A 22457-nucleotide genomic window follows, 5' to 3' on the forward strand; every position below is an offset into this window, starting at 1 on the left:
AACATGGCAGGTTTTAATAAGATAATTTTGATCGGGCGACTTACTAAAAATCCAGAAATAAGATTAACAACGACAGATATAAAGGTTTCAAATTTTACTTTAGCGGTTGATAGAAATTTCAAAAAAGAAAATCAAGAAAATAAAACGGATTTTATACCTGTAACTTCTTTTGGTAAAAGTGCTGAGTTTGTAGAGCAATATTTACGAAAGGGAATGCAGATAATGGTTGAAGGTAGATTGCAAATAGATAATTGGCAGGATGAGAATGGACAATGGCATAATAAATCCTATGTTGTTAGTAGCAATATTGTATTTTTGGAGAAAAAGAAAGATCCCGCTGATGAGTATCAGGAAAAATACCTTAAAGATATTAACGAGGTTGAAAATAATATTGATGAACCTTTTGGAGATATTCCGGAAATAAAAGATGATGACTTTCCACAATTTTTTCCAGTAGATGAGGAGGGATGATTTGTGTTTAGCCTTTATTATGAAAACAATATGGTAAAGCCCTTTAAAAAACATTGGACTGATGCTGGATATGATATTCGTTCAAAAATTGATATAGAAATTAAACCTATGCAAAGAGCAATTATTCCTACAGGATTAACAATGAAAATACCGTATAAACATGTTGGAATTATAAAAGAAAGATCATCATTTGCTGCTAAAGGAATTGTTGTTACTGGTGGAGTGATTGATAGTGAATATCGTGGAGAAGTACGAGTAATAATGCTGAATTTAGGAGAAGAAACATTAAAAATTAAAGCCGGAGATAGAATTGCACAAATATTAATTGTTCCTGTATTATTACACGCTGAAATCTTGCTCGGCAAGGCTGAAGAAGATACCGAAAGAGGAACGAAAGGATTCGGATCTACGGGGGTGAGATAATGATTGGAGTAATAAATTTTGAAAGACAATATGAACAGATTTTAGAAAAATTACCTGAAAAATTTACTAAGATTGAAATATCTAAAGATGGTTATTTTTATGTTCTTAGATTATATAGGGGAAAACAAGTGTATAGGGTAATAAGAAAAGATCGGATAGATAAATTGATGTTTACTGCAGCAAATTATATGGGGGTGTGAAAATGACTTTGTTTTTCATAGGTTCTTTTGTTGGAGTATTTGTTGGATTTATAATAATTGAAATTTTAACTTCATCTCAAAGTATAGATTTATATACTGAAATTTCAAGGCTAAGAATTGAAAATCGAAGATTAGCAGCAGAAAATGATTCTTTACACGAAAGAATTAGCAGTATAGTAAAAGAAAATGCTGATTTACAGAAGAAAAATGCTGAATTATTCGCTAAACTTCTTAAAGTAAAAAGAAACTATAGAAAGAATCGTATGGAGATGGAAATGAATGAAGTTGAAAATTGAAATTGATGATATTCCACCATCAGTAAATCATGCATATAGAAAACGCGGGAATGGATATGGAATGTATATGACCGCAACTGCAAGAGAATTTAAAGAGTATGTTCATTATCTTGCTGTCAAAGCAATGAGAAAAGCAAAATGGACTAGACTTCCTAACGATAAGAGTTTTTACAAAATGAAAGTGTATTTTTACTTTAAAAACAGGCGGCATCCTGATCCAAATAATTTACTTAAGATTCTTATTGATGCCCTGGAGGGTGTAGTTTTTGAAAATGACAGAAATATTGATATTGAGACAAATTCAAGCATCACTGGAGAAAATAAAACTCTGGTTGTGTTTGAGAAGTAGGAGGGAATGAAATGCTTAAAACAAAAGGGAATTTTTCAAAAATGTTATTGCCAAAATTTATAAGTTTTGCAACCGAATTACATTCAAAACTAATCGAAACAGCTTTTTATTATGATTTGGAAAAAGCACGAATAAAAATTAATAACCTTTACAAAAAGCATAATATAAAAATAAATAAAGTTTATGATGTTGATGAATTTAGAAAAGAATTTCCTAAATTCGATGATGACGATATACAAGTTGAAGAACCTGAAGAAATATTAAATACATTATTTAAAAATTATGCTGTAGTTGATTTTAATTCAATTGACGCACAAGAAGAGTTCCCATTGTATTATGAAAATTTTTGGATTTATGATTTTGATAGAGATGCATTATTGGAAGTCAAAATGGAAAATTATAGTGATGATTATAAACATGGAGATTATCTTTTGTTGGCAGTTTATGAATTAATTTATAAGGGGAAGATGAATGATTAAAAATCTTTTAACTGGCTTACAATTTATCATTTATTTGTATAAAAATATCGATAATATAGATGAACCTTATACTTTTGATATTCAAGGGTATGTATCAGATATAGCTTTAGTAAAGCAAATAATCGATGAAGGGGTACAAAAAGGTTCTCGTGTATTAAGAATTGATCAAGGATTAACAGAGTTTTATATTTATTTAAGCAAAGATAGTATGGTAGAGAAAAAAGTTTTAAATCTTATTACAGATTTTAAAAATGGGGTGGGATAATGATTAATGAAGAATTACATCTTGAATATGAATATAATCTTGAAGCATTAGAAAATATTCGAAGAAAAAAAGAGAAATGCATTTCCATGATTAAAAATTATGAAAATTCAATTGGAAATGCAAGAAATGAAGAAGCTAAGAAAAATATTGAAGAACATATAAGGCAATTACATGTAGAACTGTATAAGTGGATTAAGCTTGAGAATTTTGCAAAAACAAATTTAGCAAATTTATCTTTGTATTTAGAAAGGGATGAGAAACATGAAAAAGTATAATTTCTTTAATTCAAGACATTTAAAACAAATATATGTTGAGGATTTGAATGAAGCTATTTCATTACTTACAGTATTAAATGCAAAAAATCCAGTACTTACAGATGAATTAGATAATTTAATTCAACTTTCAAATATTCACGATGTAATTATACATGTGGAATTCAAGGCTGATACAAAAATTTTGAAAGAAGGTAAAAAGAAACCTGCGATAATATAAAGGTGCGTGATATTGAATGTATGAAGTTGTTTCTTTTTTTGCGAGTTTAAGAATAGATAAAGAAACAATAATAGATTTACTTCAACAATACAAAAAATCATTGCAAATATTAATGGGAAGACGAATTCACTTGTACATTGATGAAGACGGAGAAATACATGTTGAAGGCGCTTTTAAAAATGATGAATATCAAAAAATAAAAGCTTTTAAAGCACTAAAAGTTAAAGATTTCAATTCTTTAATTACAAATGGAATCCCAAAAGAAATTGTTGATTCTATAGTGATTTTAAAATTAATCGATGAGTGGATGAATATTTTAACTACTAAAGAAAAAATAGTGTTATTTCATGCTTATATAAATCATGATTTTGAAAAGAATGGAAATCATTACAAAACATTGAGTATTAGGGAAATTTCTAAAAAAATGAATTTACCTAAAAGTACGGTTTATGATTTGATGCAAAAAAGCTTAACAAAAATTTTACAATACAATATATAGTATATCATTGACTTTTCCGGACAAAATGTAGTATAATTTATTATGATGGAATAGTATACTTACAGGAACCGTGAGGTTCCTTTTTCTTTTTAATAAAAATTTATGATTTTTTTACTTGACAAAATAAACATATGGTTATATAATTAAATTACTAGAAAATATTTAATCAAGCCCCGAAAGTCTCGATCCTCGATTGAGGCAGCAGGATTAGGTCCTGTCAAACTTCGGGGCTTTTTTGTTAGAAGGGGATAGTTTGTTTGTTTTTACAGATGAAGCTGGAGATAATGGATTAAATAGTCAAGATAAATATAAAATAATAATATTTAGTCATTTTTTTGATGAAAATGACATTAAAGATACGGTTGAAAGTTTTAAAAAACTTTCAAAATTTTATTTTGGTAATTCATTAAGAAGTTGGAAAAAACAAAAAGGAATGATAAAAAATAATCCTGAAATACTAAACAAATTTTTAAAAGATTTTTTAGGTGAAACAGATAATAAATTTTTGCTTTCTGTAGGAATAATAGAAAAGAACAAAGAATATTATAAAAATCCTTCTCAGGTTAAAGACGAGACAATAAACTTATATGCTAATTTGTTTAGAAGAGGTATCCCTTTTTATAAATGGGCGTATTATAATCTTGGAGGATATAAAATATCAGGAACTCCTAAAATTCGTTGGTATATTGATCAAAATGATGATCAAGGTTTTACAAAGCCATTGATAAAGCAAATAAGTGAATATTCTAAGCTCAATAACGTAAAATTAGAAGGACCTAAATTTTTACCAAAACCAAAAGTTTTAAAGAAAAATAAAAGTGATAGTATAAAAATTTTATATTCTCAAACGATTGAAATGACAGACAATTTTAGTGGTATTATTTTAAAAGGGTTAAATAATAATGATTCAAAATATGATACGACAATGAAATTGATATTTTCAAGGGCTAAATATATAAAAATCTCAATTGGTGAAAAAAAACCTTGGAAATGGGATAACATAATGATATCTCCCATGGATTTAAAAATGAAGTATATTGATTTAATCGGATATGATTATTATAATGTATTTGATGAATATAAATGATTTGTTAAAGGAGCCTTAACTGGCTCCTTTTTTTATTGGCAGGATATGGTGTTAAGGGTAGCATTCCACACTTGGGATGTGGAGGTGCAGGTTCGAGTCCTGCTATCCTGACCAGCTCTTCCCTCCTTGAAATAAATACCGGCACTCCGGCATTAATCCGGCAGCTTCCGGCACTTTTCCGGCATATAAAATGCCGGATTTTTTTATAATACTAATCATGATTATACTAATCTAAATTATTATGCTGGTTGATATTATATCTGCCAGTATAATTCCAGAATAGAGAGGAGGTCGCAAGACGCAGGGGTTTGACGGGCGCCCCTGCTTTTACACTTCAAAAAGGAGATGAGAGAGGTGATGTGAAATGAAAAAAAATAAGTCAAGAAAAGTCAAGAAAAAAGGGCTTTCAAAAAAACAATTAAAAGCAATTGAAATGTTGATAGATATTGAAAAAGATTACACAAAAAGAGATATAGCGTCTTTACTACAAATTGATGAGTCAACTTTATACAAATGGCTCAGAAAAGAAGAATTTATTGAAGAACTTAATAGACAATCAGAAGAGTTTTTTAAACGCAGTAAAAATTTAGTCAATAAAGCATTATTAAAAAAGATTTTAAAAGGCGATGTTTCAGCAATGAGATTGTATTATGAAAAAGAAAATGAATTCATTCAAAAGCATCAATTCACTGGTAATTTTGAATTAGTAATAGATGGGAATGAGATAAATGATTCTGAGGATTAAACATCCTGAAAAGATATTTAATGATGTATATTTCAAAAACCTCAAAAATACTTATGGGACACAAATATATTTTGGTGGGGCTTCCTCTGGAAAGTCTTATTTCATTTTAGGTCAAAGAACTATATTGGATGTTTTAACCTCAAATAGAAATTTTCTTATTGTTAGAAATGTTGCAAGAACAAACAGACATTCTACATTTAATGAAGTCCTTAAAGGAATAGCAAATTTTAACTTAACAGATTACTTCAAAATAAATAAATCAGAAATGACAATTACAGCATTTAATGGAAATCAAATTTTATTTGCAGGACTTGATGATGTTGAAAAACTAAAATCAATTACACCAGCTAAAGGAGTAATTACAGATATTATTATCGAAGAAGCTACTGAAATAAGATACGATGCGTTTAAACAATTAACAAAGAGGCTAAGGGGTAAAAGTGATGTAAAGAAAAGAATTACCTTGATGTTTAATCCTATTTATCAAACACACTGGATTTACAAAGAATTTTTCCAAGGTTGGGTTGATGACAAAGAAGAATTCATTAACAAGGGAAGAGATTTGTATATATTAAAAACTACATATAGAAACAATAAATTTTTAACTGCTGATGATATTGAAAGAATAGAGAGCGAAACTGATCCGTATTATAGAGACGTTTATATTGAAGGTAACTGGGGAATATTAGGCAATGTTATTTTCAGAAACTGGAAGGTGGAAGATACTTCTAAGTATAATTTTGATAGATATATTAATGGGCTTGATTTTGGATTTGCTAATGATCCAGCTGCATTTGTAAGAATGAGTTTTGATAGGAAAAGAAATAGGCTGTTTATCCTGGATGAAATATATGCAACTGGACTGGACAATGAAGAATTAGCTAAATTAATCAAAGAAAAAATAGGTAGTGAATTAGTTACTTGTGATAGTGCAGAACCTAAATCTATACAAGAATTAAGAAAATACGGTGTAAATGCACGTGGGGCAAAAAAAGGAAAGGGAAGTTTAGAAACAGGATATAAATTCTTACAGAAATTAGAAATAATCATAGATCCAAAATGCCAGAATACAATAAATGAATTTACAGTACATAAGTGGAAAGAAAATAAAAATGGTGAAGCCTTACCTATCCCAGAAGATAAGGATAATCATGCTATTGATGCAATTAGATATGGTATTGAAGATGAGATTATAGAAAATACTTATATAGAAGAAGAAATGGAGTGGTGAGAATGAGATTTCACGACAAAATAGATTTTAAATTGTTAGATTCGATGTTTAAAGATGAATTTGAATATGAACAAGAGGATGTTGATTTTTTATATAATTTCATTCCAAAATTTATTATTATATCAATTGCTCTTACAATGCAAAAAAAACTTTCTCTTGTTGGTGATGGAAGTGAAAAAGATAAAGTAAATCAAATTTGGGATATTTGGGAAAATAATAATATGCAAACTTTGAAATATGAAATTGCGAAACATTTTTTCTTGTATAATCAAGTCAATTTAGAAGCTGTTCTTGAAGATACAACTGATAAGATTTCAGGGACAAAAATAATACTTCATCATCCAAGCGCAATTTCAATTGAAAAAGTGGCAAATGAAATAGTAAAAGTTGAGATTCAAAGTGAGATTTTTATTGATGGTAAAAAAGTACAAACAAAAAAGATTCTTACCGAAGATGAAATAATAACCAAAATAGGTGATAAAGAAGAGAGAAAGCCGAATTTATATGACGGAATTCCTTTTATAAGGATTGATAATGAAAATTATAGGATTATAGGGTTAATTCGATTGCAGGATAGATTGAATCTATATGAATCATATCTTGATGTTCTTTTTGATTTACATGCAGATCCAATTCTTTACGATGATTTAGGCGAAGCTTTTATGGCAAAACAACAGGCCAATAAAGAAACTAAGATAATTGTTAGCAAAGATAAAAGAAAAATAAGGAAGTTTCTGCATTATCCAAGAGATTCTAAAGGATTAAACCTTCTTGAATCAAATGGCGCAATGGCTGAGAGAATACAAGTTCAACAAGATAAAATAAATAAGACAATTGAAAAACTTTTCCCTGAAGTTGTTTTGATGGATATTTTAAAAGCTGGAGGGCAAATCACTGGGCCTGGTTTAGAAAAGAAATTAATAGAAATAAGCTCACATATTAATTTAGCTCGTGGAGCTTTAAAAAATGGATTGGAAGAATTAAACGAATTAATAAGTTGGTTAATATTTGATCAAAAAATAAAAACACAGATAGAATTTGAACCAATAACTCCACGTGATTTTGATGATGTAATAAATGAAGTTACTAAAGTTTCAGGTATTTTAAGCAAAAAATGGCAATTGGAGAAATTGCAAAAAGAAGGAATTATCAATAATGCGGAAGAAGAAATGAAAAATTTAGAAAAAGAAAACCAAGCTAGTCCTTTAGGTTGGTGAAAAAATGACAAAACAAGACTTTGAATCTAAAATGCTGGAATTAAGAAAGAATTATTTAAATACAACGATAAAAGAACTTGAAGAAAAATATAGAACCGAATATTCAAAATTATTTAAAGAGCTTTATTATGATTTAAACAATAGAATAAAAAAATACAAAGACGATATGGGAAATATTAGAGCAATTTATTTAAATCAAATAAAAGAAGATTTGAAGAAAGAGATAAATAAGTTCTATAAAAGATATAAATCTACCACATTAAATCTTTTAGAAGAATCAAGTTTTAGGGCTTTTGAAGACATGAAAGAAATTTATTTTAAAGTTGGAATGGAAAACTTAATTGAACATATAAAATGGAATAAAAATATTATGGATTATTTGATATCTTATCAAGCACAAGATGGATTAACTATTTCTAAAAGATTATGGGGTCATTCAAAACAAATAAGAGATAAGATATTTGATTCATTAAAAAAGAATATTCTTGCAGGTGAGTCTGTTTGGGATACGATGATGGAACTTCAGGAGATAAAATCGCCTAAAATAAAAATTCCGGAGTATCTAGAAAAAGAATTTGAGAAGATGTCGCATAAAAAAATAGAGGAAATAATAGATTTATACACAGTAAAAAAGACAAATTATCTTACAAGAAGACTTGTAGAAGCTGAAATTGAAAGAGCATATAGAACAACTACATTGAAACTTGCTGAAGATAAGGAATGGATAAAAGGAATGAAATGGAATCTTTCACATAAACATAAATACGGAGCATATGATTGTAACTGTGAAAAGAACGCGACACAAAATGCTTTTGGGCTTGGAAGAGGTGTATATCCGATAAAATATTATCCTCATGTTCCTGATCATCCTTGGTGCAATTGTTTTGAAACTGAAATTTTTGATGAAAAAGTTCTGGAAGATTATGGTATAATTGATAAAAAAAACAAGAAAAAGGACGATAATATGAGTGATAGAATTTCATTTGACAAAATGACAGATAAACAACGAAATCAATTTTTATTGAAAAAAATCGAAAAAAGAGAAAGTTTAACTGAAGAAGAAGGAAAATCTTTAGAAAAATATTTAAACAAAGTAGATTGGGATAAAAGTTTTAAAAAGAGAATAGATGTTGAAAATCCAGAATATGAAATAGGTGAAGAAGTTGATTTACTAACTGCCCATTACATAAAGCGTAAATACTTAGAAAATTTTAAATTTAAAAATATAGAAAGTTATAATCGATTAATAAAAGAGACTTTGAAAAAAGGAGATATATATGGTATAATTGATAGAGAGAAATTCGAAGAGGGCGATATTGCCGTATTAGATATTATAAAAATATATACTGTAGAGGAAATTAAAGATTATTTCGAAGAAATACCGAAAACAACAAATTTAATTGTAAAAGTTAATGTTCTATTTGGAAAAATAAAAACTGCATTTGCTAAGGAAGAAAAACGACTTGATAAAATGATGAAGAAGGAGGTTTTATTATGGAAAAGGAAATAGATGCTTTAACATATGCAAAAAGATATTATTCAGCAGTAAAATATTATAAAGAAGATCCATATTTTGCTGAAGATGCAGCATATTATAGACGTATGGCAATAGTAAAACTTAGAAAACTTCATAATTCTAAGGCAAAAAAGGAAGTAAAAGTAATATTAAAAACAGCCGATAAAATCTTAAGAGGAGAAAAAAAACTTTTAATAGATCGTCTTTCACGCATTTCTAGTATGGATAAAAAAGAACTAAAATATTTAGAAAGAATATAACTTAAGCCGCTCATATGAGCGGTTTTTTTATTGATACACAAAATTAATTGGAGCCTTTTAGGCTCCTTTTTTTATTGCCAAAATATCATGGAGGTGAAATAGTGAAAGGTAAAGATTTAGATTTTAACTTTGATTTGCAGTTGTTTGCAGAAAATGGTGAAGGAGGTGAAAATGGAACAGAACCACAGAATAATCCCACAAACGAAAATGGACAAAACAATGAACCTACGCAAGAACCGGAAAAAAATACAGAAATTGAATCGTTGAAAACACAGATTTCTGAATTAACTAAGATTATTGAGGAATTAAAATCAAACAAAAAAACTGAAACTGAACCCGGCAAAAATGATGAAAATGATGAAACTAATCCTATGAGTGAAATCGAAAAATTGAAAGCAGAATTGGCCAAAAAAGATTTAATCTATCAAACTGAAAAGTTATTAATGAAAGAAGGATTTGCAGAATATGCAGATTCGCTAATGCCAATAGTTATGAAAGATGACGTGAAAACTACAGAAAAGAATATAAAAACACTTAAAACTGTAATTGAAAAATTGACTCAAGCTAAAATAGAAGATTTAAAAAAAGGCAAAGGATTTAAAGGAACTGGAACAGACAGCATGGAACATTTAGAATCTGAAATAGAAAGTATTTTAAGTGTTGATAAAACAGGAGCGCCTAAAATAGAAGATTTTTGGAAATAAGAAAGGAGAGTGATTTAAATGCTTAATCAAAAAGATTATGCAGGTAGTGTAGCATTTTTGGTAAGTGATCATTTTGTAATGTTAGGTTGTGTAATTGATTCTTCAGCAGTAACTGCCGATTCAGATGGAGATAAAATCTTAAAAGCTGGAACAGTCTTAGGAAAAATAACTGCAAGTGGAAAATTTGGACCATATGATTCTACTGCAAGTGATGGAAGACAAACAGCAGTTGGTATTTTAGTACATGATGTAGATGTGACTAAAGAAGATGAAATGGCCAATTACGTAATTCACGGTGTTGTTCAAGAATCAAAACTTACAGGTATTGATGCCACAGCAAAAACACAATTATCACATATTATCTTTATATAAGGAGCGTGATATAGCATGAAAACTATTGCAAATCTTTTGGATTCAAAAACATTTTTAAATTACATGTTGAATAGACCTGACAGAAAATTCTTAGGTGATGTCATTTTCCCAAGAAAGAAGATTGATACATTATCTTTTGAATGGGTTAAAGGTGCAAATAATCTTCCGGTAATGGCCAGAGTTCAACCATTTGGTGCTGAAGCTGCTATTATGGGAAGAGATGGAGTATCAACAGTTTCAGGAAAAATTCCAGTTATAAAAATTAAAAGAAGTCTTGATGAAGAAGAGTATATTAAATTAAAAAAATTCCAAAAAAGAGGATATGACATTCCAGAAAGTACAATAAGAAAGATTTTTGATGATGTAACTGCTGTATTTGATAGTGTTGAAAACAAAATTGAATATTTAAGAATGCAAGCATTATGTAAAGGACAACTTGATTTTACAAATGATGGTTTTCAATACTCAATAGATTATCTCATGCCATCTGAAAACAAACCAACTGTTGCAACTCTTTGGAGCGATACCACAAATTCAGATCCAGAAAATGATATTTACACATGGGTATCAATGGTCATTGAAAAAGGAGGACCTCAACCAACAAAAGCTGTAACCTCTTTAAAAGTTGTAAATTACTTATTGAGAAACGTAAATTTAAGGAAAGCAATATTTGGTGTAAATTCAGACAGATTGCTTGATTTAAGAACATTGAACTCTTACTTTACTTCAAAAGGATTACCAGCATTAACTCACTACGATTTACAAGCACGAGATTTGAGTGGAAATACAGTAAGATTCTTTGATGAAGATAAATTCGTATTGCTTCCTGGAAATGGAGTAGCAGGAGATACACTCGTTGGTCCAACAGCCGAAGCATTATTAGAAGATGCAGGTAAGAAGAAAAAAGAACTTAAAGGTATAACAGTTGTACAATGGGAATCAACAGAACCAGTTACATTATGGACAAAAGCTGCAGCTGCTCAAATTCCTTCTATGCCATATGCTGATTATACAGTAAGTGCTACAGTTATTTAATATAATCCGCTCTGATGGGCGGATTTTTTTATTGTTTACAAAATTAAAAATTGGAGGTTAGAAAAATGAAATATAAGGTATTAATTCCATTGACTTTAGATGGAAAAGTTTGGAAAAAAGGCGAAATTGTGGAATTAGATAAAAATTATCCAGTTGGAGATTTGATTAAAAGAAAAGTTATAGAAGCTGTAAAGACTTCAAAGAAAGAAGCTGATAATAATGACAAATCTGGAGAGAATAAGAATTGAATTAAGGGATTCAAATGGGAAGGTTTTCTCTGATTCAGAATTAGAAGCATGGCTTAGTGATCATGGATTAAATAAAGATGATTTATACACTGCAGAAAACAAAATATCTTTAATGCTTGCGGTTAGAGATGCTTTGAGACAACTGCTTAGGGATTGGGATTCGGCAAAAACAACAACGAGAGGTGATTATCAGGAGAGTTATTCAAAAACTTCATTGATACGTGAAATTGAAAGGATTACAAGAGAATATGAGTGGGATTTGGTTATTGGAGAGATGAGTTATGAAGATTGAAATTGTAGGTGATAAGAAATTAAATAAAAGACTAAAACAATTAGGAAAAAATTTAGGGCCTTCTGGAAGAAGGAAGGCTTTTGGCATTGCAACATCTTTATTAGCTAATTATTTAAAACTCTTGTATGATAAAGAGTTAAACTCATCTAAGATAAAAAATAAAGTTTTTACAGAAGTTTCTACAGAACATGGAAAGGTTTATACTGACCAAATACATGCAATATTTTTAGAATATGGAACTAAAGCACACGATATTTTCCCAAAAAGGAAAAAAGCTTTAAGTTGGTATATTGGGCCAAAACCTAAACCACAAGGATATATGGGAGATAAAAAATACTGGGCAGTAGCTAAACATGTAAGACATCCAGGAACAAAAGGGAAATATTTCTTTGCAAGAACATTGAAAGATAATAAAGAGAAGATTTTGACAATCTTTAAAAAAGGAATGATGGAAGATGTATAATGATTTATTAAATTCAATAAAATCAGATTTAAAAGGAATGACATATAATAACAAAAATGTTTTTCAAAAAGTAGGTATTGGAGCTTTGAAAGCCGATGATTATTTATCTTCAGCTTCAATTTTTTTAGATTCATCTAATCATCAGCAAATGACTTCATTGAGATATGAAATTAATGTAAATGTTGATATAGTGTGTGTTTTTTCAATGAGTAGAGGCGAAGATTCGGAATTGTTTTTTCAAGAAAAATATGATATTGTAGAAGTTCTGGAAAAATATTTTAAGCAGAATTATCAGTTATTGAATACAGAATTTAGTTCTGATGACGAACATCTTTTTGTTATGTTCAGAATAAAAACAAGTGAGGTGAATAATATATGAGTTATACAGGTGCAAAAAGTAGCGTATTGTTAGGAATAGAGAGTTCGTTCGCGACTGAAGCAACGTTGAAATATAAGTTGCCTTTCAAATCAGAAAGTTTGAATCACAAAATTGAAACAGCAAAATCCGAGGCATTGCTTGGAATTAGAGGAACAAAATCACTTGCTCCTACGAAAGAAGGTGCAGAAGGCTCTCTTGAATTAGAAGCTTATCCAACATCCGCAGGATTAGCTTTTTACCTTGCCTTAGGTAAAGCGGCATTAGTGGATCCTGACGGAACAGCTGATAGTGGTGATGAATATACGAAAATTACACCTATTGATTTAAATTCAGATATACCTTCTGCAACAGTTCAAGTGGATCATTCAGGACAAAAAATGAAATATTTAGGAATGAAAGTAAATTCATTAAAATTCAGTGGTGCAGTTGGTTCAATACCTTCAATTAGTTTAGATTTAGTAGGTAAAGAGGAAGTAGTAGGAGCTGGAACAGAAGGGACAATAGTTGATGTAGATGATCAACCCTTTTTCTTTAAAGAATTAACTCTATACACAGATGACTTTCAAACAACAACCGATCTTTATTCAAGTATTGAGCTAAATATAGGTAATAACTTAGATGCAGACGATTACAGACTTGATGGAACAGGGAAAAGAAAAACATTAGAAGCAGGTAATTTAGAAATAACAGGAAGTTTAGATATTATCTTTGATGCTTCTGTTGTTAGTGGTGAATACAGTAAATTTAAAAACTTCCAGGACGGAGCAATAGGTATTAAATTAGAAAAAGCAACAGGAGAAAAATTAACAATATATCTTCCAAGAATCAATTTCTCAGAAATGACACACGATATTGGAGGAGCAGAAAAAATAATGTTCAAAGCAAACTTTACAGCTTTAATTCCTGATACTGGTGATGTAATTGAAGTTTCTGATTATCAAAATACAACTGGAACATATTAAGATTGGAGGTAGAGGTTATGGGATTTTTTATTGATGAAGGAAAAACTATAAAAATATATTTTGATGATAAGATGAATATTATAAAGAAGGAAACAGAAAACTGGATTGAAGTAAAAGCAGAACCAAATTTTTATCTCCTTGAAGAAATTAGAAAAGCAATAAAACCTAAAACTATAAAAATGAATGCAAGAACGAATGAAATAGAATTAGATACAGAAAAAATGGGAGAAGTTCCAGTGGAGCTATTAGTAAAATTAATTGTAAATTGGAGCGAATCAGAAAAGCCAACAGCACAAATTTTAAAAACAAAAGTTAATCCAAAATTCTTACAAAATCTTTGGAATAAGTTATTAGAAATGTATGAAGTTGGCGATCAAAATGCTATTGGAATTTGATGGAGAAGTAATTTTTTTTAAAGAAGATACAATAAGAACATTAGAGTTGAGAAGGCAGGGAAGAAAAGTTGAAGCCCTGCCTTTTTTAATTTATAACTGGACTTTAAATAGAGAACTGAATTTGAAAAACATTTTGTTGTTAAAGCCTGAAATTCTTGATAATGTTTTAAGTAAAGCAATTGAAGGTTATTTGATAATAACTAATATAAATGAATCAAAACTTGAAATGTTTATAAAAACGTCTTTTATAGTAGAAGAATTAAATTTTGATGGATTTGACGAAAAAGAAAAGGAACATTTAAAAGAATGTTTTTTGATTAAAAATAATTTATTTGATCATAGAGGTAACTTAGTCAATTTACCTGATTCAGGTGGTTTATTAGACCAGAATGCAAAGTATATGTATTTTTTAAGTAAATATAGAAAAGTATTAATCGAGAAAATCAACGAAGAAAATAATAAGAAAAATAAGGCGGTGAGATAAATGTCTAATTCCGCAACTTTAAGTTTAATTATACAGGCAAAAGATTATGCTTCTAAAGTTTTAAAAACAGTTACAGGAGCAATGAATAAATTAGAAAGTGCAACTCAAAAAGCTGATAGAAGTTTCCAGGAATTCAAAACAAGTATGAATGAAATGGCAAGATATGCAAAATATGCTTTGGGTGCAATAACTGCAACAGGAACAGCTATCGTTGCTTTTAGTAAAGATACAGAAAAAGCTATGGCAAATGCTTCTACAATGTTTGGTGTTGCTGGGAAAGAGTTTGAAAAACAATTAGGAAACAGAGTTGCAAGGATTTCACAACAATACGGAATATCTTTAAAGAAAATGTGGGATGCAACTTACGCATTAGGTAGTGCAGGTATAGCTTTAGAAAATGTTCCTGCAGTTTTAGAACAAACTGCAAGAGCAGCTGTTGCAGGTGGTGCTGATATAGAAACAGCTTTTACAGGAGCTATAAAACAAATCAAAGGTTTTGGGTTAAGTTTAAATGATTTAGAAAAAGTTTATGCTGTACAGTTTCAAGCTGTAAAATATGGTCTTTTAACTTATGATCAACTTGCACAATATATTCCGGAAATAGCTGCTTCTGCAAGAAGTTTAGGGGAAGATTGGAAATCAGCAACAGCAACATTTGCAACACTAACAAAATATATGCCAGATGCTGCACAAGCAGCTAATGCACTTCAAAATGCCTACGACGAACTAACTCAAAAATCAGAAAACCTTGCAAAAGCTGGGATTAAATTATATGATAATGGGAAATTTATTGGATTTGTAAAAGTTTTAGAACAAATAAGAAATCAATTGAAAGGCAAAACAAATGAAGAAGTAGCAGAATTTATAAACAGCTTAGAATTATCAGATACAGCAAGAGGAGCTATTGTAAATCTTGTGAATAATTTTGAAGATTTAGAAACGATAACAAATTCAGTAACCGATGATGTTTCCGCTTTGAATGAAATGTTTTTAAAACAGACACAAACTTTAGAATTTCAATTGAGAAGATTATTTGTTGTTTTTGATAATCTAAAGCAAAGCATTTATAACACATTTAAAAGTACATTAGGGCAATGGGTTCAAAAAGCAATTATATGGATTCAAGGATTAACAAAATGGATTGATGAAAATAAGGAAAAATTTATTGCGCTTATTAGTGCAATAACAAGACTTTTGACAACAATCATAATTTTTAATATAATTTTGAATTTAATTGGGAAAATTGGTGATGCAGTTAGAGCGTTGGCAAATCCATTTACATGGTTATTTGGTGTTTTATTAGCTTGGTTTGCTTCTTTGGATAAGGCTAAAAGAGCTGAAGTTATTGAAAATATTTTAAAAGGACTAGGAAATGCTATTGAATGGATTGGGAAACAATTTGAAATAATAAGAAAAGAAGGACTAATAAAATGGTTATTAGATTTATTCAAAAATTTTGCAAAACTTGCTTTTAATATAACAATTAATTTGGTTAAAGGTAGTGCAGAAAAACTGTGGGATTGGTTTAATAAAGGTGCAAAAATTATTACAATTTATGCAGTAGGCGGCGGATACAACTTATGGAGTTGGTTTATTGATAGTATAAGAAAAATCACAATTGACGTATTTCAAGGTTTAAATAAATTATGGGACTGGTTTAAAGAAGGTTTAATAACGATATTAATTTATGCTACTAAAGGCGGGACAGACCTTTGGCCATGGTTTAATAACGGATTAAAATCTATAGTAATAAATGTTCTTGCAGGCTCTTTGTTAATATGGGAATGGTTAAAAAAAGGATCCAGAAGAGTAAAAGTTGATTTGTTAAAAGGTGCAGACTCTTTATATAATTGGTTAAAAACAGGGATAATTGAAGTAACAGTTAATCTTATACAGGGAACAATAGCGTTATGGGATTGGTTTAAAAAAGGCGTAAAGCAAATATCAATAGACCTAATAACTGCAGGTAATGTAGCTATCTCTACTGCAAAAGATGTAACTTTAAAATTCATAGAAGATATTTCCAATATATCAAAATGGATTATAGAAGGAATAAAAAAGATAACTTTAAGCTTAATTTTTTCGTACGTAAAAACATATCAATGGATTTTCGATGGAGCAAAAACACTTGCATTAACCATTTCTTTTAGCATAGCAGAAGGTGCTAAAAAAATATGGAACTTTTTTGAAGATTTAATCAAAAATGCATGGACAAAAACTATACAATTTACGATAGATTTATTTAAAGGCAAAAACGAATTTGAAGAAAAACCTGTAAATCCAGATGCTGAAAAAACAATGAAAGATAATAAATATATTATTCCAGGCGAGACATCTGCAAATTTAACAGGTGCAGCAAATAGTACAACAACGTTAGCAACAGATGTTCCATTAACTACAGGTCAATATGCTTTAAGAATGGCCGGAATATTTGGTTCAATTGGTACAGGAGTATTAACGAGTTCAGCATTATCAGCAACATTTTTAGAAGAGGCTTTAAAATATGCTTTATTTGCAGCAGGATTTGCAAGCGGAGGATACACAGGTGATGGTGGGAAATATGATGTTGCCGGTGTAGTACATAAAGGTGAATATGTAATTCCTGCCTGGATGGTAAAAAAATATCCTCAATTAGTTGCAATGTTAGAACAAAAAAGGATTAGAGGATATGAAACAGGCGGTGGAGTTGATATAGTAAGTTTGATTTCAAATTATCTTTCTGGTTCGGGCAATACGAATATAGCAAAAGATTTCACTGAAACAAAAAATATAGCAAATGAAATCTTGAATTATGTTATGAATTACGTTCCAGATGCAAAAGAAAATGAAAATGTAATAAGGACTGTATTAAATCAACTCTTAGGAATTGAAGATGATTCAAATAAAGCACAAAAAGAAACTAAAAACATTCTTTTGGAACAATTAAAACTTGCTCAAACCTTATATCCTCAAACAAAAGCATATTATGATTTAGAAACAAAACAATTAGGAAGTTTAAGTCAGATGTTCAAAGGTGGATTTGATGTATTAACAGGAAGTATAAGAAATGTGGGAACTTTAGTTGCTGATGGAATTATGAAAACATCATGGGCACAAAATATATCAAATTGGATTAAAAGTAATGCTAAATCAGCTGGAAATGCTATTAGCGGAGGCCTTTCAAGTTTTGGAAATGCAATGGGAGAATTAGGATCACAAATAAGTTTAGATCCGATTTATGGTCCAATATTAGACGGTTTAAAAAACGTTTTTGGTGGTATAACAGGATTACTCGGAGATATATTTGGACCAGTTATTCAAGCAATTATGAGTCTTAGCAATGTAGTATCTATCTTAAATCCAATAACAACTATTGTGGAAAGTTTAATGGCAGTAATAGGACCTTTAATAAATAGTGCTTTACAACCATTTGTAAATATATTAAAAGCACTTGGACAAATGTTAGGAACATTATTAATACCGCTATTCAGTCCATTATTCGCTGGATTACAAGCAATTGGAGCAGTTTTAACTTGGATTTATAACTCAGTTCTTGTTCCAATTGGCAGAGGTTTCTATGTGGTATTTGGAATGATCGCAAGTGCTTTTAATTGGTTGTATAATGTTGTTTCAGATATAGTTAAAGGATTAACCTTTGGAGTTTTAGACATAGGAAAAAGAGCTGTAAAAAGTTTTGGCCAAATTGTAAGAGAAGCAAATGAAAAAGTTTCAGAAATTGATATGAACGTTGAACAAAATGTAGAAAATTCCTATCAAAGTCAATATACAAGTACAGTGCAACGTTCTGGTCCAGAAGTTGTGAATAATACATTTATCATAAATGCAAATGATAGTTTTATAATGGATGGAGAAAGTAGTTTCAAAGAATACTTAGCAAAGACAGTTCAAGAATTATTCGACAATGGAACATTGAAATTTGCATAAATTAAAAGCGAAGCCCGTTTATGGAGCTTCGCTTAATTTAATATAATAGGCATATTATTCCTGTCATAAAAATTACTCATCATCAATCAGTTCTAAAATTTCATTAAAATCAGTTATTTCTAAAGCTTTCATTATTTTATCTAAGTTATCAAAATTTATAGTTCGATTTTTGTCTTTTATTGTTTTGTGTAAATTTGAGTAACTCATACCTGTTTGCTGAGCTAACCAATATATTGATTTATTTTGTTTTTTTAGAATTTCATCAATTTTATTTATGATCATTTTAATCCCTCGCCTATTCAAAATATAACATATATATTATACTAAAAATATAATATAAAAACAATATATATCTTTTTAGATATATGCTATTGACAATATATATTAAAAAGTGTATAATAAAAATGTCGGTTCACCGGCCACACTGGAAACCGGTGGCAGAGCAGCCCCTCTGCAAAACCGACAAATATATTATACCACACTGGAGGGATGTTTATGGCAAATTTAGTTAAATTTAATTTTAAAAGTAACGAAGTGAGAGTATTGTTAAGAGACGGAGAACCTTGGTGGGTTGGGAAAGATGTTGCTGACGTTTTAGGGTATACAAAACCTGATAAAATGTATGCACGTCTTGATGATGATGAGAAAATATTGATAAATAGTACAAATTTTGCAAACTCCAAATTGGAGGGTACAAATTCAAAGGTGAGACACCTAATCATAATCAACGAATCAGGACTTTACAATGCGATACTTGGAAGTAAAAAACCTCAAGCAAAAGAATTTAAAAGATGGGTTACTCATGAAGTATTGCCTTCAATAAGAAAATATGGAAAGTATGAAGTTGAAACTAAAAAAACAGAATTTGAAAAATTAGAAAAAATGAAAGAAGTAATTTCACTAAGAAAGCAAAGAGAAAACAGATTAAGGGCTTTACAACTTCAGAAATTTCTAAAAGAAAATGAAGATTTGGATGAAATGACCAAGAAAACAATTGAATCAGAAATCTTAAAACTATTAACAAACAAAAGAATAATTCCGTTGCCACCATACAATAAAAATATGTCAAATAAATTATTAATTGATAATGATAAAATGGAACCAACTTATAAGAAAGGAGATATTGTTTATTATGAGAAAAAGGATTATGAGCCTGGAAATGATGTAGTTATATATTACAAAGGTAAAAAAATTCTAAAAAGATGTGCAAGAAACAGGCATGATGGAAGGATTTTTTTCTATAATTTACAACCAACAATAGATGGTATAGAAGTAGTATGGGAAAACGAATGTACAGTTCTTGGCGTAGTTACAAGTATTCAAAGGGAGATTTTTAAAGTAGAACTTAAATATGAACCTGAATATCAAAAAGAGACCTAAAACGGTCTCTTTTTTATTATTTAATTATAACTTTTTTGCCCATAGCTTTAAATAATTTTTGTAAAAAATCAACTCTTGGATTTACTAAACCACGTTCAAAACGAGAAAGGGCTTGTTGTTTAATTCCAACAATTTTAGCAAATTCTTTTTGGGTAAGATGGTGTTTTTGTCGATATTCAATAACAGTAGCTATAGCTTGATATTTTAAATCGAGTTCATCATATTTTTCTTTTAATTTTGGATTTTTTTCAAAAACTTGTTTTTTGTATTCCTCGTAATCATATAATTCGATTTTTCCCATAATCATCCCTCCATTTCATCAATTATTCTTTTCATCTTTTTAAAAATAGGATCTAATATAGTCGGGCCAAATTTTTGTGTCTTCTTTATTTTATAATCGAATAAAACAAAAATAACATTATCCTTTATGAAATAGAAAATTCTTAATTGAATATGTGATCTAATTCTTAGTTCTTTTAAAACAGTTCCTTTATATTTATAATTTCTAAAAGGTCTTGAATATGGCATTTTTAATTCTGAACCAAATTTCATCAATAAGTCAAAGGTTTTAAAAATTTCAGCATGTAATTCCATATCTTCAGTTTTGGTACTAGAAGCCAGTTTATCTAAATATTTTAGAACCTTTTTATCAAAATAAAGTTTTCTTTCATTCATAATTAACTCCCCATTTATTTGTAATTCAATATAATTATACAACATATTTGTTGTTAAGTCAACTAACTACGGAGGTGAATTAAATGGTAAGAAGCTCAGAAAAACCTTCTGAAATTCAAATTATAAATGTTACTGATGATGTTAGAAAAGGAAGAACAAAAGTGAAATATGCGTTTAATTACAATATTCAAGAAATTCAAGAAGAAGTTCCAATAATTGACGAACAAGGGAATGAAGTAATGCAAACTCAAACAATGTATGAATATGAACAATTTGTTTTTGAAAGTGAATTTGATTTGTTCATGAAAAATGTTATTCCAGAAGTTTTAAAAACAATGTATGCAGCTAAAAAAGATGAAATAATGCAAAACCTCGCCTTAGCTAATACTAAAATACCAAAAGAAATAAACATTGGAGAGTGGTAAATCATGGCTTTGATAAAAACACCATACAACCTCATTTATAACGATGATGGCAGTTTGTGTGTAACTTTGCATGATGATGATGTGCCGTTCGAGGGTGTAAAAAGTTTTGCAGTTGAAGAGGGGACGACAAATCTAATTGCAGACAGAAAAGACAAACTTTGGATTACAAGCTCCGGGAGAGGCGTAACTATGACTGATTTAGGTATTGATTCAAACGGTTGGAGAAAATATGCATTATCTGGTACTTGGACTGGCGGAACATATCCGTATATTGTTAATATAGGTTCAATAACATTCACTGGTGGGAGTTATTATTCAGCACAATGTTTAATAAAGTTTTCTGATGAAAGTAAATTTACAAACTTTGGAGGTATTAACTATGTTAATCAACCTATGAATAATGAAGGTAACAGATATCACATAAAATATAATGATTATTATAAGTTTATAAATGAAGGATTTAGTTATGTAGATACCACAACACAAGTAGGTTATTTAGTGTTTAGACCTTTAGAAGGTCAAACATTTGACCCTAATAAAGATTTCATATGGGTAAAAAATATTCAAGTCGAACAAAAAAGTTTCACCACCTCGTTTGTAAATGGGACAAGACCATATGGACAATTTAAATTTTCAAAAAAAATGGATTATAAAAATCTTGTATTATCTACATGGTTTAAAATAAATAAAGTAAATAATCCATATCCGAGAATTTTTGATCAAACGCCTGATGATACTAATAGCGTTGACGATTTTGGATTTTATTATGAACAAATTACTAGTAAATTTAAATTAAAAGCAAATACTATAGAGTTATTAAGTTCTTATATATCAAATTCAGATGTAACTAACAAATGGTGGTTTGTTGTTATTGGTTTTGATAATGATATAGGATTTATAAAATTATATGATGAAAATTCATTATTTTGGGACACTACATTTACAAACAATATAAACAATGAATCAGTAAAACAATATATGTTTAAAATCGGAGATAGTGGAACAAAACAAAGATTATTAAACGGTTTAATTTCAAACCTTTTCATAGGAGATTATAAAGATAAAGACGGTAATGTAATCTGGACAGACGAATTCATTCAAGAAATTTACAACGCTAAGAAACCATTTGCAGTACCAGCTAAGATACCAATAATATAATTGAAGGAGCGTAATGCTCCTTTTTTAATTG

The 22457-nt window shown here is 29.3% G+C and carries 33 protein-coding genes and 1 tRNA gene; 31 read left to right on the forward strand and 3 right to left on the reverse strand.

Going from position 1 to position 22457, the window contains the following annotated elements:
* Positions 1 to 3: 3 nt before the first annotated feature.
* From XO10_RS00545 to XO10_RS00680, 28 genes are all read left to right on the forward strand, one after another.
* Positions 4 to 471 (forward strand): single-stranded DNA-binding protein, encoded by a 468-nt coding sequence (locus XO10_RS00545; protein ID WP_175420986.1) that lies wholly within the window; start codon positions 4 to 6, stop codon positions 469 to 471.
* A gap of 3 nt (positions 472 to 474) precedes the next feature.
* On the forward strand, positions 475 to 894 hold the full coding sequence (gene dut, locus XO10_RS00550) for a dUTP diphosphatase (protein ID WP_014295830.1): 420 nt from the start codon (positions 475 to 477) through the stop codon (positions 892 to 894).
* Positions 894 to 1094 carry a hypothetical protein gene (locus tag XO10_RS00555; RefSeq protein ID WP_175420987.1) on the forward strand — a complete coding sequence of 67 codons (201 nt, stop codon included), beginning with the start codon at positions 894 to 896 and terminating at the stop codon, positions 1092 to 1094. Before dut ends, XO10_RS00555 begins: the two co-directional genes overlap by 1 nt.
* 2 nt (positions 1095 to 1096) lie before the next feature.
* A complete protein-coding gene (locus XO10_RS00560; RefSeq protein ID WP_175420988.1) occupies positions 1097 to 1390 on the forward strand; it encodes a hypothetical protein in 294 nt (97 codons plus the stop codon).
* Positions 1374 to 1739 (forward strand): RusA family crossover junction endodeoxyribonuclease, encoded by a 366-nt coding sequence (locus XO10_RS00565; protein WP_175420989.1) that lies wholly within the window; start codon positions 1374 to 1376, stop codon positions 1737 to 1739. The genes XO10_RS00560 and XO10_RS00565 overlap by 17 nt, the downstream gene beginning before the upstream one ends.
* Positions 1740 to 1750: 11 nt before the next feature.
* Entirely contained in the window at positions 1751 to 2218 is a 468-nt protein-coding gene (locus XO10_RS00570; RefSeq protein ID WP_175420990.1) for a hypothetical protein, read from the forward strand.
* Positions 2211 to 2483, forward strand: coding sequence for a hypothetical protein (locus XO10_RS00575; protein ID WP_175420991.1), 273 nt, complete (start codon positions 2211 to 2213; stop codon positions 2481 to 2483). The genes XO10_RS00570 and XO10_RS00575 overlap by 8 nt, the downstream gene beginning before the upstream one ends.
* Complete coding sequence (locus tag XO10_RS00580) at positions 2483 to 2758, forward strand: hypothetical protein (protein WP_175417976.1); 276 nt, start codon at positions 2483 to 2485, stop codon at positions 2756 to 2758. Before XO10_RS00575 ends, XO10_RS00580 begins: the two co-directional genes overlap by 1 nt.
* Positions 2745 to 2975 carry a hypothetical protein gene (locus tag XO10_RS00585; protein WP_175420992.1) on the forward strand — a complete coding sequence of 77 codons (231 nt, stop codon included), beginning with the start codon at positions 2745 to 2747 and terminating at the stop codon, positions 2973 to 2975. The genes XO10_RS00580 and XO10_RS00585 overlap by 14 nt, the downstream gene beginning before the upstream one ends.
* Before the next feature lie 16 nt (positions 2976 to 2991).
* Positions 2992 to 3474 (forward strand): sigma-70 family RNA polymerase sigma factor, encoded by a 483-nt coding sequence (locus XO10_RS00590; protein WP_014295838.1) that lies wholly within the window; start codon positions 2992 to 2994, stop codon positions 3472 to 3474.
* Between the two features lie 253 nt (positions 3475 to 3727).
* A complete protein-coding gene (locus XO10_RS00595; protein ID WP_175420993.1) occupies positions 3728 to 4561 on the forward strand; it encodes a hypothetical protein in 834 nt (277 codons plus the stop codon).
* A 39-nt stretch (positions 4562 to 4600) separates the two neighbouring features.
* Positions 4601 to 4675: transfer RNA gene (locus tag XO10_RS00600), tRNA-Pro, on the forward strand.
* A gap of 250 nt (positions 4676 to 4925) precedes the next feature.
* Positions 4926 to 5306 carry a phBC6A51 family helix-turn-helix protein gene (locus tag XO10_RS00605; protein ID WP_175420994.1) on the forward strand — a complete coding sequence of 127 codons (381 nt, stop codon included), beginning with the start codon at positions 4926 to 4928 and terminating at the stop codon, positions 5304 to 5306.
* Positions 5290 to 6537 (forward strand): PBSX family phage terminase large subunit, encoded by a 1248-nt coding sequence (locus XO10_RS00610; RefSeq protein ID WP_014295842.1) that lies wholly within the window; start codon positions 5290 to 5292, stop codon positions 6535 to 6537. Before XO10_RS00605 ends, XO10_RS00610 begins: the two co-directional genes overlap by 17 nt.
* Before the next feature lie 2 nt (positions 6538 to 6539).
* Entirely contained in the window at positions 6540 to 7754 is a 1215-nt protein-coding gene (locus XO10_RS00615) for a hypothetical protein (protein ID WP_175420953.1), read from the forward strand.
* Between the two features lie 4 nt (positions 7755 to 7758).
* The gene (locus XO10_RS00620) at positions 7759 to 9264 is read left to right on the forward strand and encodes a hypothetical protein (protein ID WP_175420995.1); all 1506 of its coding nucleotides are present in this window, start codon (positions 7759 to 7761) and stop codon (positions 9262 to 9264) included.
* The gene (locus XO10_RS00625; RefSeq protein WP_175420996.1) at positions 9249 to 9530 is read left to right on the forward strand and encodes a hypothetical protein; all 282 of its coding nucleotides are present in this window, start codon (positions 9249 to 9251) and stop codon (positions 9528 to 9530) included. The genes XO10_RS00620 and XO10_RS00625 overlap by 16 nt, the downstream gene beginning before the upstream one ends.
* A gap of 101 nt (positions 9531 to 9631) precedes the next feature.
* The gene (locus XO10_RS00630) at positions 9632 to 10234 is read left to right on the forward strand and encodes a hypothetical protein (RefSeq protein WP_175420997.1); all 603 of its coding nucleotides are present in this window, start codon (positions 9632 to 9634) and stop codon (positions 10232 to 10234) included.
* A gap of 18 nt (positions 10235 to 10252) precedes the next feature.
* Positions 10253 to 10606 carry a head decoration protein gene (locus tag XO10_RS00635; protein WP_175420998.1) on the forward strand — a complete coding sequence of 118 codons (354 nt, stop codon included), beginning with the start codon at positions 10253 to 10255 and terminating at the stop codon, positions 10604 to 10606.
* Between the two features lie 15 nt (positions 10607 to 10621).
* Positions 10622 to 11641: a major capsid protein gene (locus tag XO10_RS00640; protein ID WP_175420999.1), complete on the forward strand. Its 1020-nt coding sequence runs from the start codon at positions 10622 to 10624 to the stop codon at positions 11639 to 11641.
* Between the two features lie 65 nt (positions 11642 to 11706).
* Positions 11707 to 11889 carry a hypothetical protein gene (locus XO10_RS00645; protein WP_014295849.1) on the forward strand — a complete coding sequence of 61 codons (183 nt, stop codon included), beginning with the start codon at positions 11707 to 11709 and terminating at the stop codon, positions 11887 to 11889.
* Positions 11861 to 12181 carry a DUF6706 family protein gene (locus tag XO10_RS00650; RefSeq protein WP_014295850.1) on the forward strand — a complete coding sequence of 107 codons (321 nt, stop codon included), beginning with the start codon at positions 11861 to 11863 and terminating at the stop codon, positions 12179 to 12181. The genes XO10_RS00645 and XO10_RS00650 overlap by 29 nt, the downstream gene beginning before the upstream one ends.
* Positions 12171 to 12644 (forward strand): hypothetical protein, encoded by a 474-nt coding sequence (locus XO10_RS00655; RefSeq protein ID WP_014295851.1) that lies wholly within the window; start codon positions 12171 to 12173, stop codon positions 12642 to 12644. Before XO10_RS00650 ends, XO10_RS00655 begins: the two co-directional genes overlap by 11 nt.
* Positions 12637 to 13023 (forward strand): hypothetical protein, encoded by a 387-nt coding sequence (locus tag XO10_RS00660; protein WP_175417993.1) that lies wholly within the window; start codon positions 12637 to 12639, stop codon positions 13021 to 13023. The genes XO10_RS00655 and XO10_RS00660 overlap by 8 nt, the downstream gene beginning before the upstream one ends.
* The gene (locus XO10_RS00665; protein WP_014295853.1) at positions 13020 to 13985 is read left to right on the forward strand and encodes a phage tail tube protein; all 966 of its coding nucleotides are present in this window, start codon (positions 13020 to 13022) and stop codon (positions 13983 to 13985) included. Before XO10_RS00660 ends, XO10_RS00665 begins: the two co-directional genes overlap by 4 nt.
* Positions 13986 to 14002: 17 nt before the next feature.
* Complete coding sequence (locus XO10_RS00670) at positions 14003 to 14380, forward strand: hypothetical protein (protein ID WP_175421000.1); 378 nt, start codon at positions 14003 to 14005, stop codon at positions 14378 to 14380.
* Entirely contained in the window at positions 14364 to 14864 is a 501-nt protein-coding gene (locus XO10_RS00675; RefSeq protein ID WP_175421001.1) for a hypothetical protein, read from the forward strand. Before XO10_RS00670 ends, XO10_RS00675 begins: the two co-directional genes overlap by 17 nt.
* On the forward strand, positions 14865 to 18788 hold the full coding sequence (locus XO10_RS00680) for a phage tail tape measure protein (protein ID WP_175421002.1): 3924 nt from the start codon (positions 14865 to 14867) through the stop codon (positions 18786 to 18788).
* Positions 18789 to 18860: 72 nt separating this feature from the next.
* Here XO10_RS00680 and XO10_RS00685 read toward each other — a convergent pair whose 3' ends face one another.
* Positions 18861 to 19070: a helix-turn-helix transcriptional regulator gene (locus XO10_RS00685; RefSeq protein ID WP_175421003.1), complete on the reverse strand. Its 210-nt coding sequence runs from the start codon at positions 19068 to 19070 to the stop codon at positions 18861 to 18863.
* 213 nt (positions 19071 to 19283) lie between these two features.
* Between XO10_RS00685 and XO10_RS00690 the strand changes: the two genes are divergently transcribed.
* Positions 19284 to 20168, forward strand: a complete 885-nt coding sequence (locus XO10_RS00690; RefSeq protein WP_175421004.1) for a BRO family protein — start codon at positions 19284 to 19286, stop codon at positions 20166 to 20168.
* Positions 20169 to 20184: 16 nt separating this feature from the next.
* Here XO10_RS00690 and XO10_RS00695 read toward each other — a convergent pair whose 3' ends face one another.
* The gene (locus tag XO10_RS00695; RefSeq protein WP_175421005.1) at positions 20185 to 20469 is read right to left on the reverse strand and encodes a helix-turn-helix domain-containing protein; all 285 of its coding nucleotides are present in this window, start codon (positions 20467 to 20469) and stop codon (positions 20185 to 20187) included.
* Positions 20470 to 20471: 2 nt separating this feature from the next.
* Positions 20472 to 20843 (reverse strand): type II toxin-antitoxin system RelE/ParE family toxin, encoded by a 372-nt coding sequence (locus tag XO10_RS00700; RefSeq protein ID WP_175421006.1) that lies wholly within the window; start codon positions 20841 to 20843, stop codon positions 20472 to 20474.
* An 83-nt stretch (positions 20844 to 20926) separates the two neighbouring features.
* On the opposite strand from XO10_RS00700, the gene XO10_RS00705 reads away from it, so the two are divergent.
* Together XO10_RS00705 and XO10_RS00710 are read left to right on the forward strand one after the other, a co-directional pair.
* Positions 20927 to 21268: a hypothetical protein gene (locus tag XO10_RS00705; RefSeq protein ID WP_175421007.1), complete on the forward strand. Its 342-nt coding sequence runs from the start codon at positions 20927 to 20929 to the stop codon at positions 21266 to 21268.
* A gap of 3 nt (positions 21269 to 21271) precedes the next feature.
* A complete protein-coding gene (locus XO10_RS00710) occupies positions 21272 to 22426 on the forward strand; it encodes a hypothetical protein (RefSeq protein ID WP_175421008.1) in 1155 nt (384 codons plus the stop codon).
* Positions 22427 to 22457: the final 31 nt, after the last annotated feature.

Origin of the sequence: Marinitoga sp. 1135, assembly GCF_013363245.1 — a bacterium.
Lineage (GTDB): Bacteria > Thermotogota > Thermotogae > Petrotogales > Petrotogaceae > Marinitoga > Marinitoga piezophila.

Bases quoted from the DNA above. Each gene is read 5' to 3' on its own strand.
- XO10_RS00545 (WP_175420986.1), top strand. From the start codon at position 4: ATGGCAGGTTTTAATAAGATAATTTTGATCGGGCGACTTACTAAAAAT.
- XO10_RS00555 (WP_175420987.1), top strand. From the start codon at position 894: ATGATTGGAGTAATAAATTTTGAAAGACAATATGAACAGATTTTAGAA.
- XO10_RS00560 (WP_175420988.1), top strand. From the start codon at position 1,097: ATGACTTTGTTTTTCATAGGTTCTTTTGTTGGAGTATTTGTTGGATTT.
- XO10_RS00565 (WP_175420989.1), top strand. From the start codon at position 1,374: ATGAAGTTGAAAATTGAAATTGATGATATTCCACCATCAGTAAATCAT.
- XO10_RS00570 (WP_175420990.1), top strand. From the start codon at position 1,751: ATGCTTAAAACAAAAGGGAATTTTTCAAAAATGTTATTGCCAAAATTT.
- XO10_RS00575 (WP_175420991.1), top strand. From the start codon at position 2,211: ATGATTAAAAATCTTTTAACTGGCTTACAATTTATCATTTATTTGTAT.
- XO10_RS00580 (WP_175417976.1), top strand. From the start codon at position 2,483: ATGATTAATGAAGAATTACATCTTGAATATGAATATAATCTTGAAGCA.
- XO10_RS00585 (WP_175420992.1), top strand. From the start codon at position 2,745: ATGAAAAAGTATAATTTCTTTAATTCAAGACATTTAAAACAAATATAT.
- XO10_RS00590 (WP_014295838.1), top strand. From the start codon at position 2,992: ATGTATGAAGTTGTTTCTTTTTTTGCGAGTTTAAGAATAGATAAAGAA.
- XO10_RS00605 (WP_175420994.1), top strand. From the start codon at position 4,926: ATGAAAAAAAATAAGTCAAGAAAAGTCAAGAAAAAAGGGCTTTCAAAA.
- XO10_RS00610 (WP_014295842.1), top strand. From the start codon at position 5,290: ATGATTCTGAGGATTAAACATCCTGAAAAGATATTTAATGATGTATAT.
- XO10_RS00615 (WP_175420953.1), top strand. From the start codon at position 6,540: ATGAGATTTCACGACAAAATAGATTTTAAATTGTTAGATTCGATGTTT.
- XO10_RS00620 (WP_175420995.1), top strand. From the start codon at position 7,759: ATGACAAAACAAGACTTTGAATCTAAAATGCTGGAATTAAGAAAGAAT.
- XO10_RS00625 (WP_175420996.1), top strand. From the start codon at position 9,249: ATGGAAAAGGAAATAGATGCTTTAACATATGCAAAAAGATATTATTCA.
- XO10_RS00635 (WP_175420998.1), top strand. From the start codon at position 10,253: ATGCTTAATCAAAAAGATTATGCAGGTAGTGTAGCATTTTTGGTAAGT.
- XO10_RS00640 (WP_175420999.1), top strand. From the start codon at position 10,622: ATGAAAACTATTGCAAATCTTTTGGATTCAAAAACATTTTTAAATTAC.
- XO10_RS00645 (WP_014295849.1), top strand. From the start codon at position 11,707: ATGAAATATAAGGTATTAATTCCATTGACTTTAGATGGAAAAGTTTGG.
- XO10_RS00650 (WP_014295850.1), top strand. From the start codon at position 11,861: ATGACAAATCTGGAGAGAATAAGAATTGAATTAAGGGATTCAAATGGG.
- XO10_RS00655 (WP_014295851.1), top strand. From the start codon at position 12,171: ATGAAGATTGAAATTGTAGGTGATAAGAAATTAAATAAAAGACTAAAA.
- XO10_RS00660 (WP_175417993.1), top strand. From the start codon at position 12,637: ATGTATAATGATTTATTAAATTCAATAAAATCAGATTTAAAAGGAATG.
- XO10_RS00665 (WP_014295853.1), top strand. From the start codon at position 13,020: ATGAGTTATACAGGTGCAAAAAGTAGCGTATTGTTAGGAATAGAGAGT.
- XO10_RS00670 (WP_175421000.1), top strand. From the start codon at position 14,003: ATGGGATTTTTTATTGATGAAGGAAAAACTATAAAAATATATTTTGAT.
- XO10_RS00675 (WP_175421001.1), top strand. From the start codon at position 14,364: ATGCTATTGGAATTTGATGGAGAAGTAATTTTTTTTAAAGAAGATACA.
- XO10_RS00680 (WP_175421002.1), top strand. From the start codon at position 14,865: ATGTCTAATTCCGCAACTTTAAGTTTAATTATACAGGCAAAAGATTAT.
- XO10_RS00685 (WP_175421003.1), bottom strand. From the start codon at position 19,070: ATGATCATAAATAAAATTGATGAAATTCTAAAAAAACAAAATAAATCA.
- XO10_RS00690 (WP_175421004.1), top strand. From the start codon at position 19,284: ATGGCAAATTTAGTTAAATTTAATTTTAAAAGTAACGAAGTGAGAGTA.
- XO10_RS00695 (WP_175421005.1), bottom strand. From the start codon at position 20,469: ATGGGAAAAATCGAATTATATGATTACGAGGAATACAAAAAACAAGTT.
- XO10_RS00700 (WP_175421006.1), bottom strand. From the start codon at position 20,843: ATGAATGAAAGAAAACTTTATTTTGATAAAAAGGTTCTAAAATATTTA.
- XO10_RS00705 (WP_175421007.1), top strand. From the start codon at position 20,927: ATGGTAAGAAGCTCAGAAAAACCTTCTGAAATTCAAATTATAAATGTT.
- XO10_RS00710 (WP_175421008.1), top strand. From the start codon at position 21,272: ATGGCTTTGATAAAAACACCATACAACCTCATTTATAACGATGATGGC.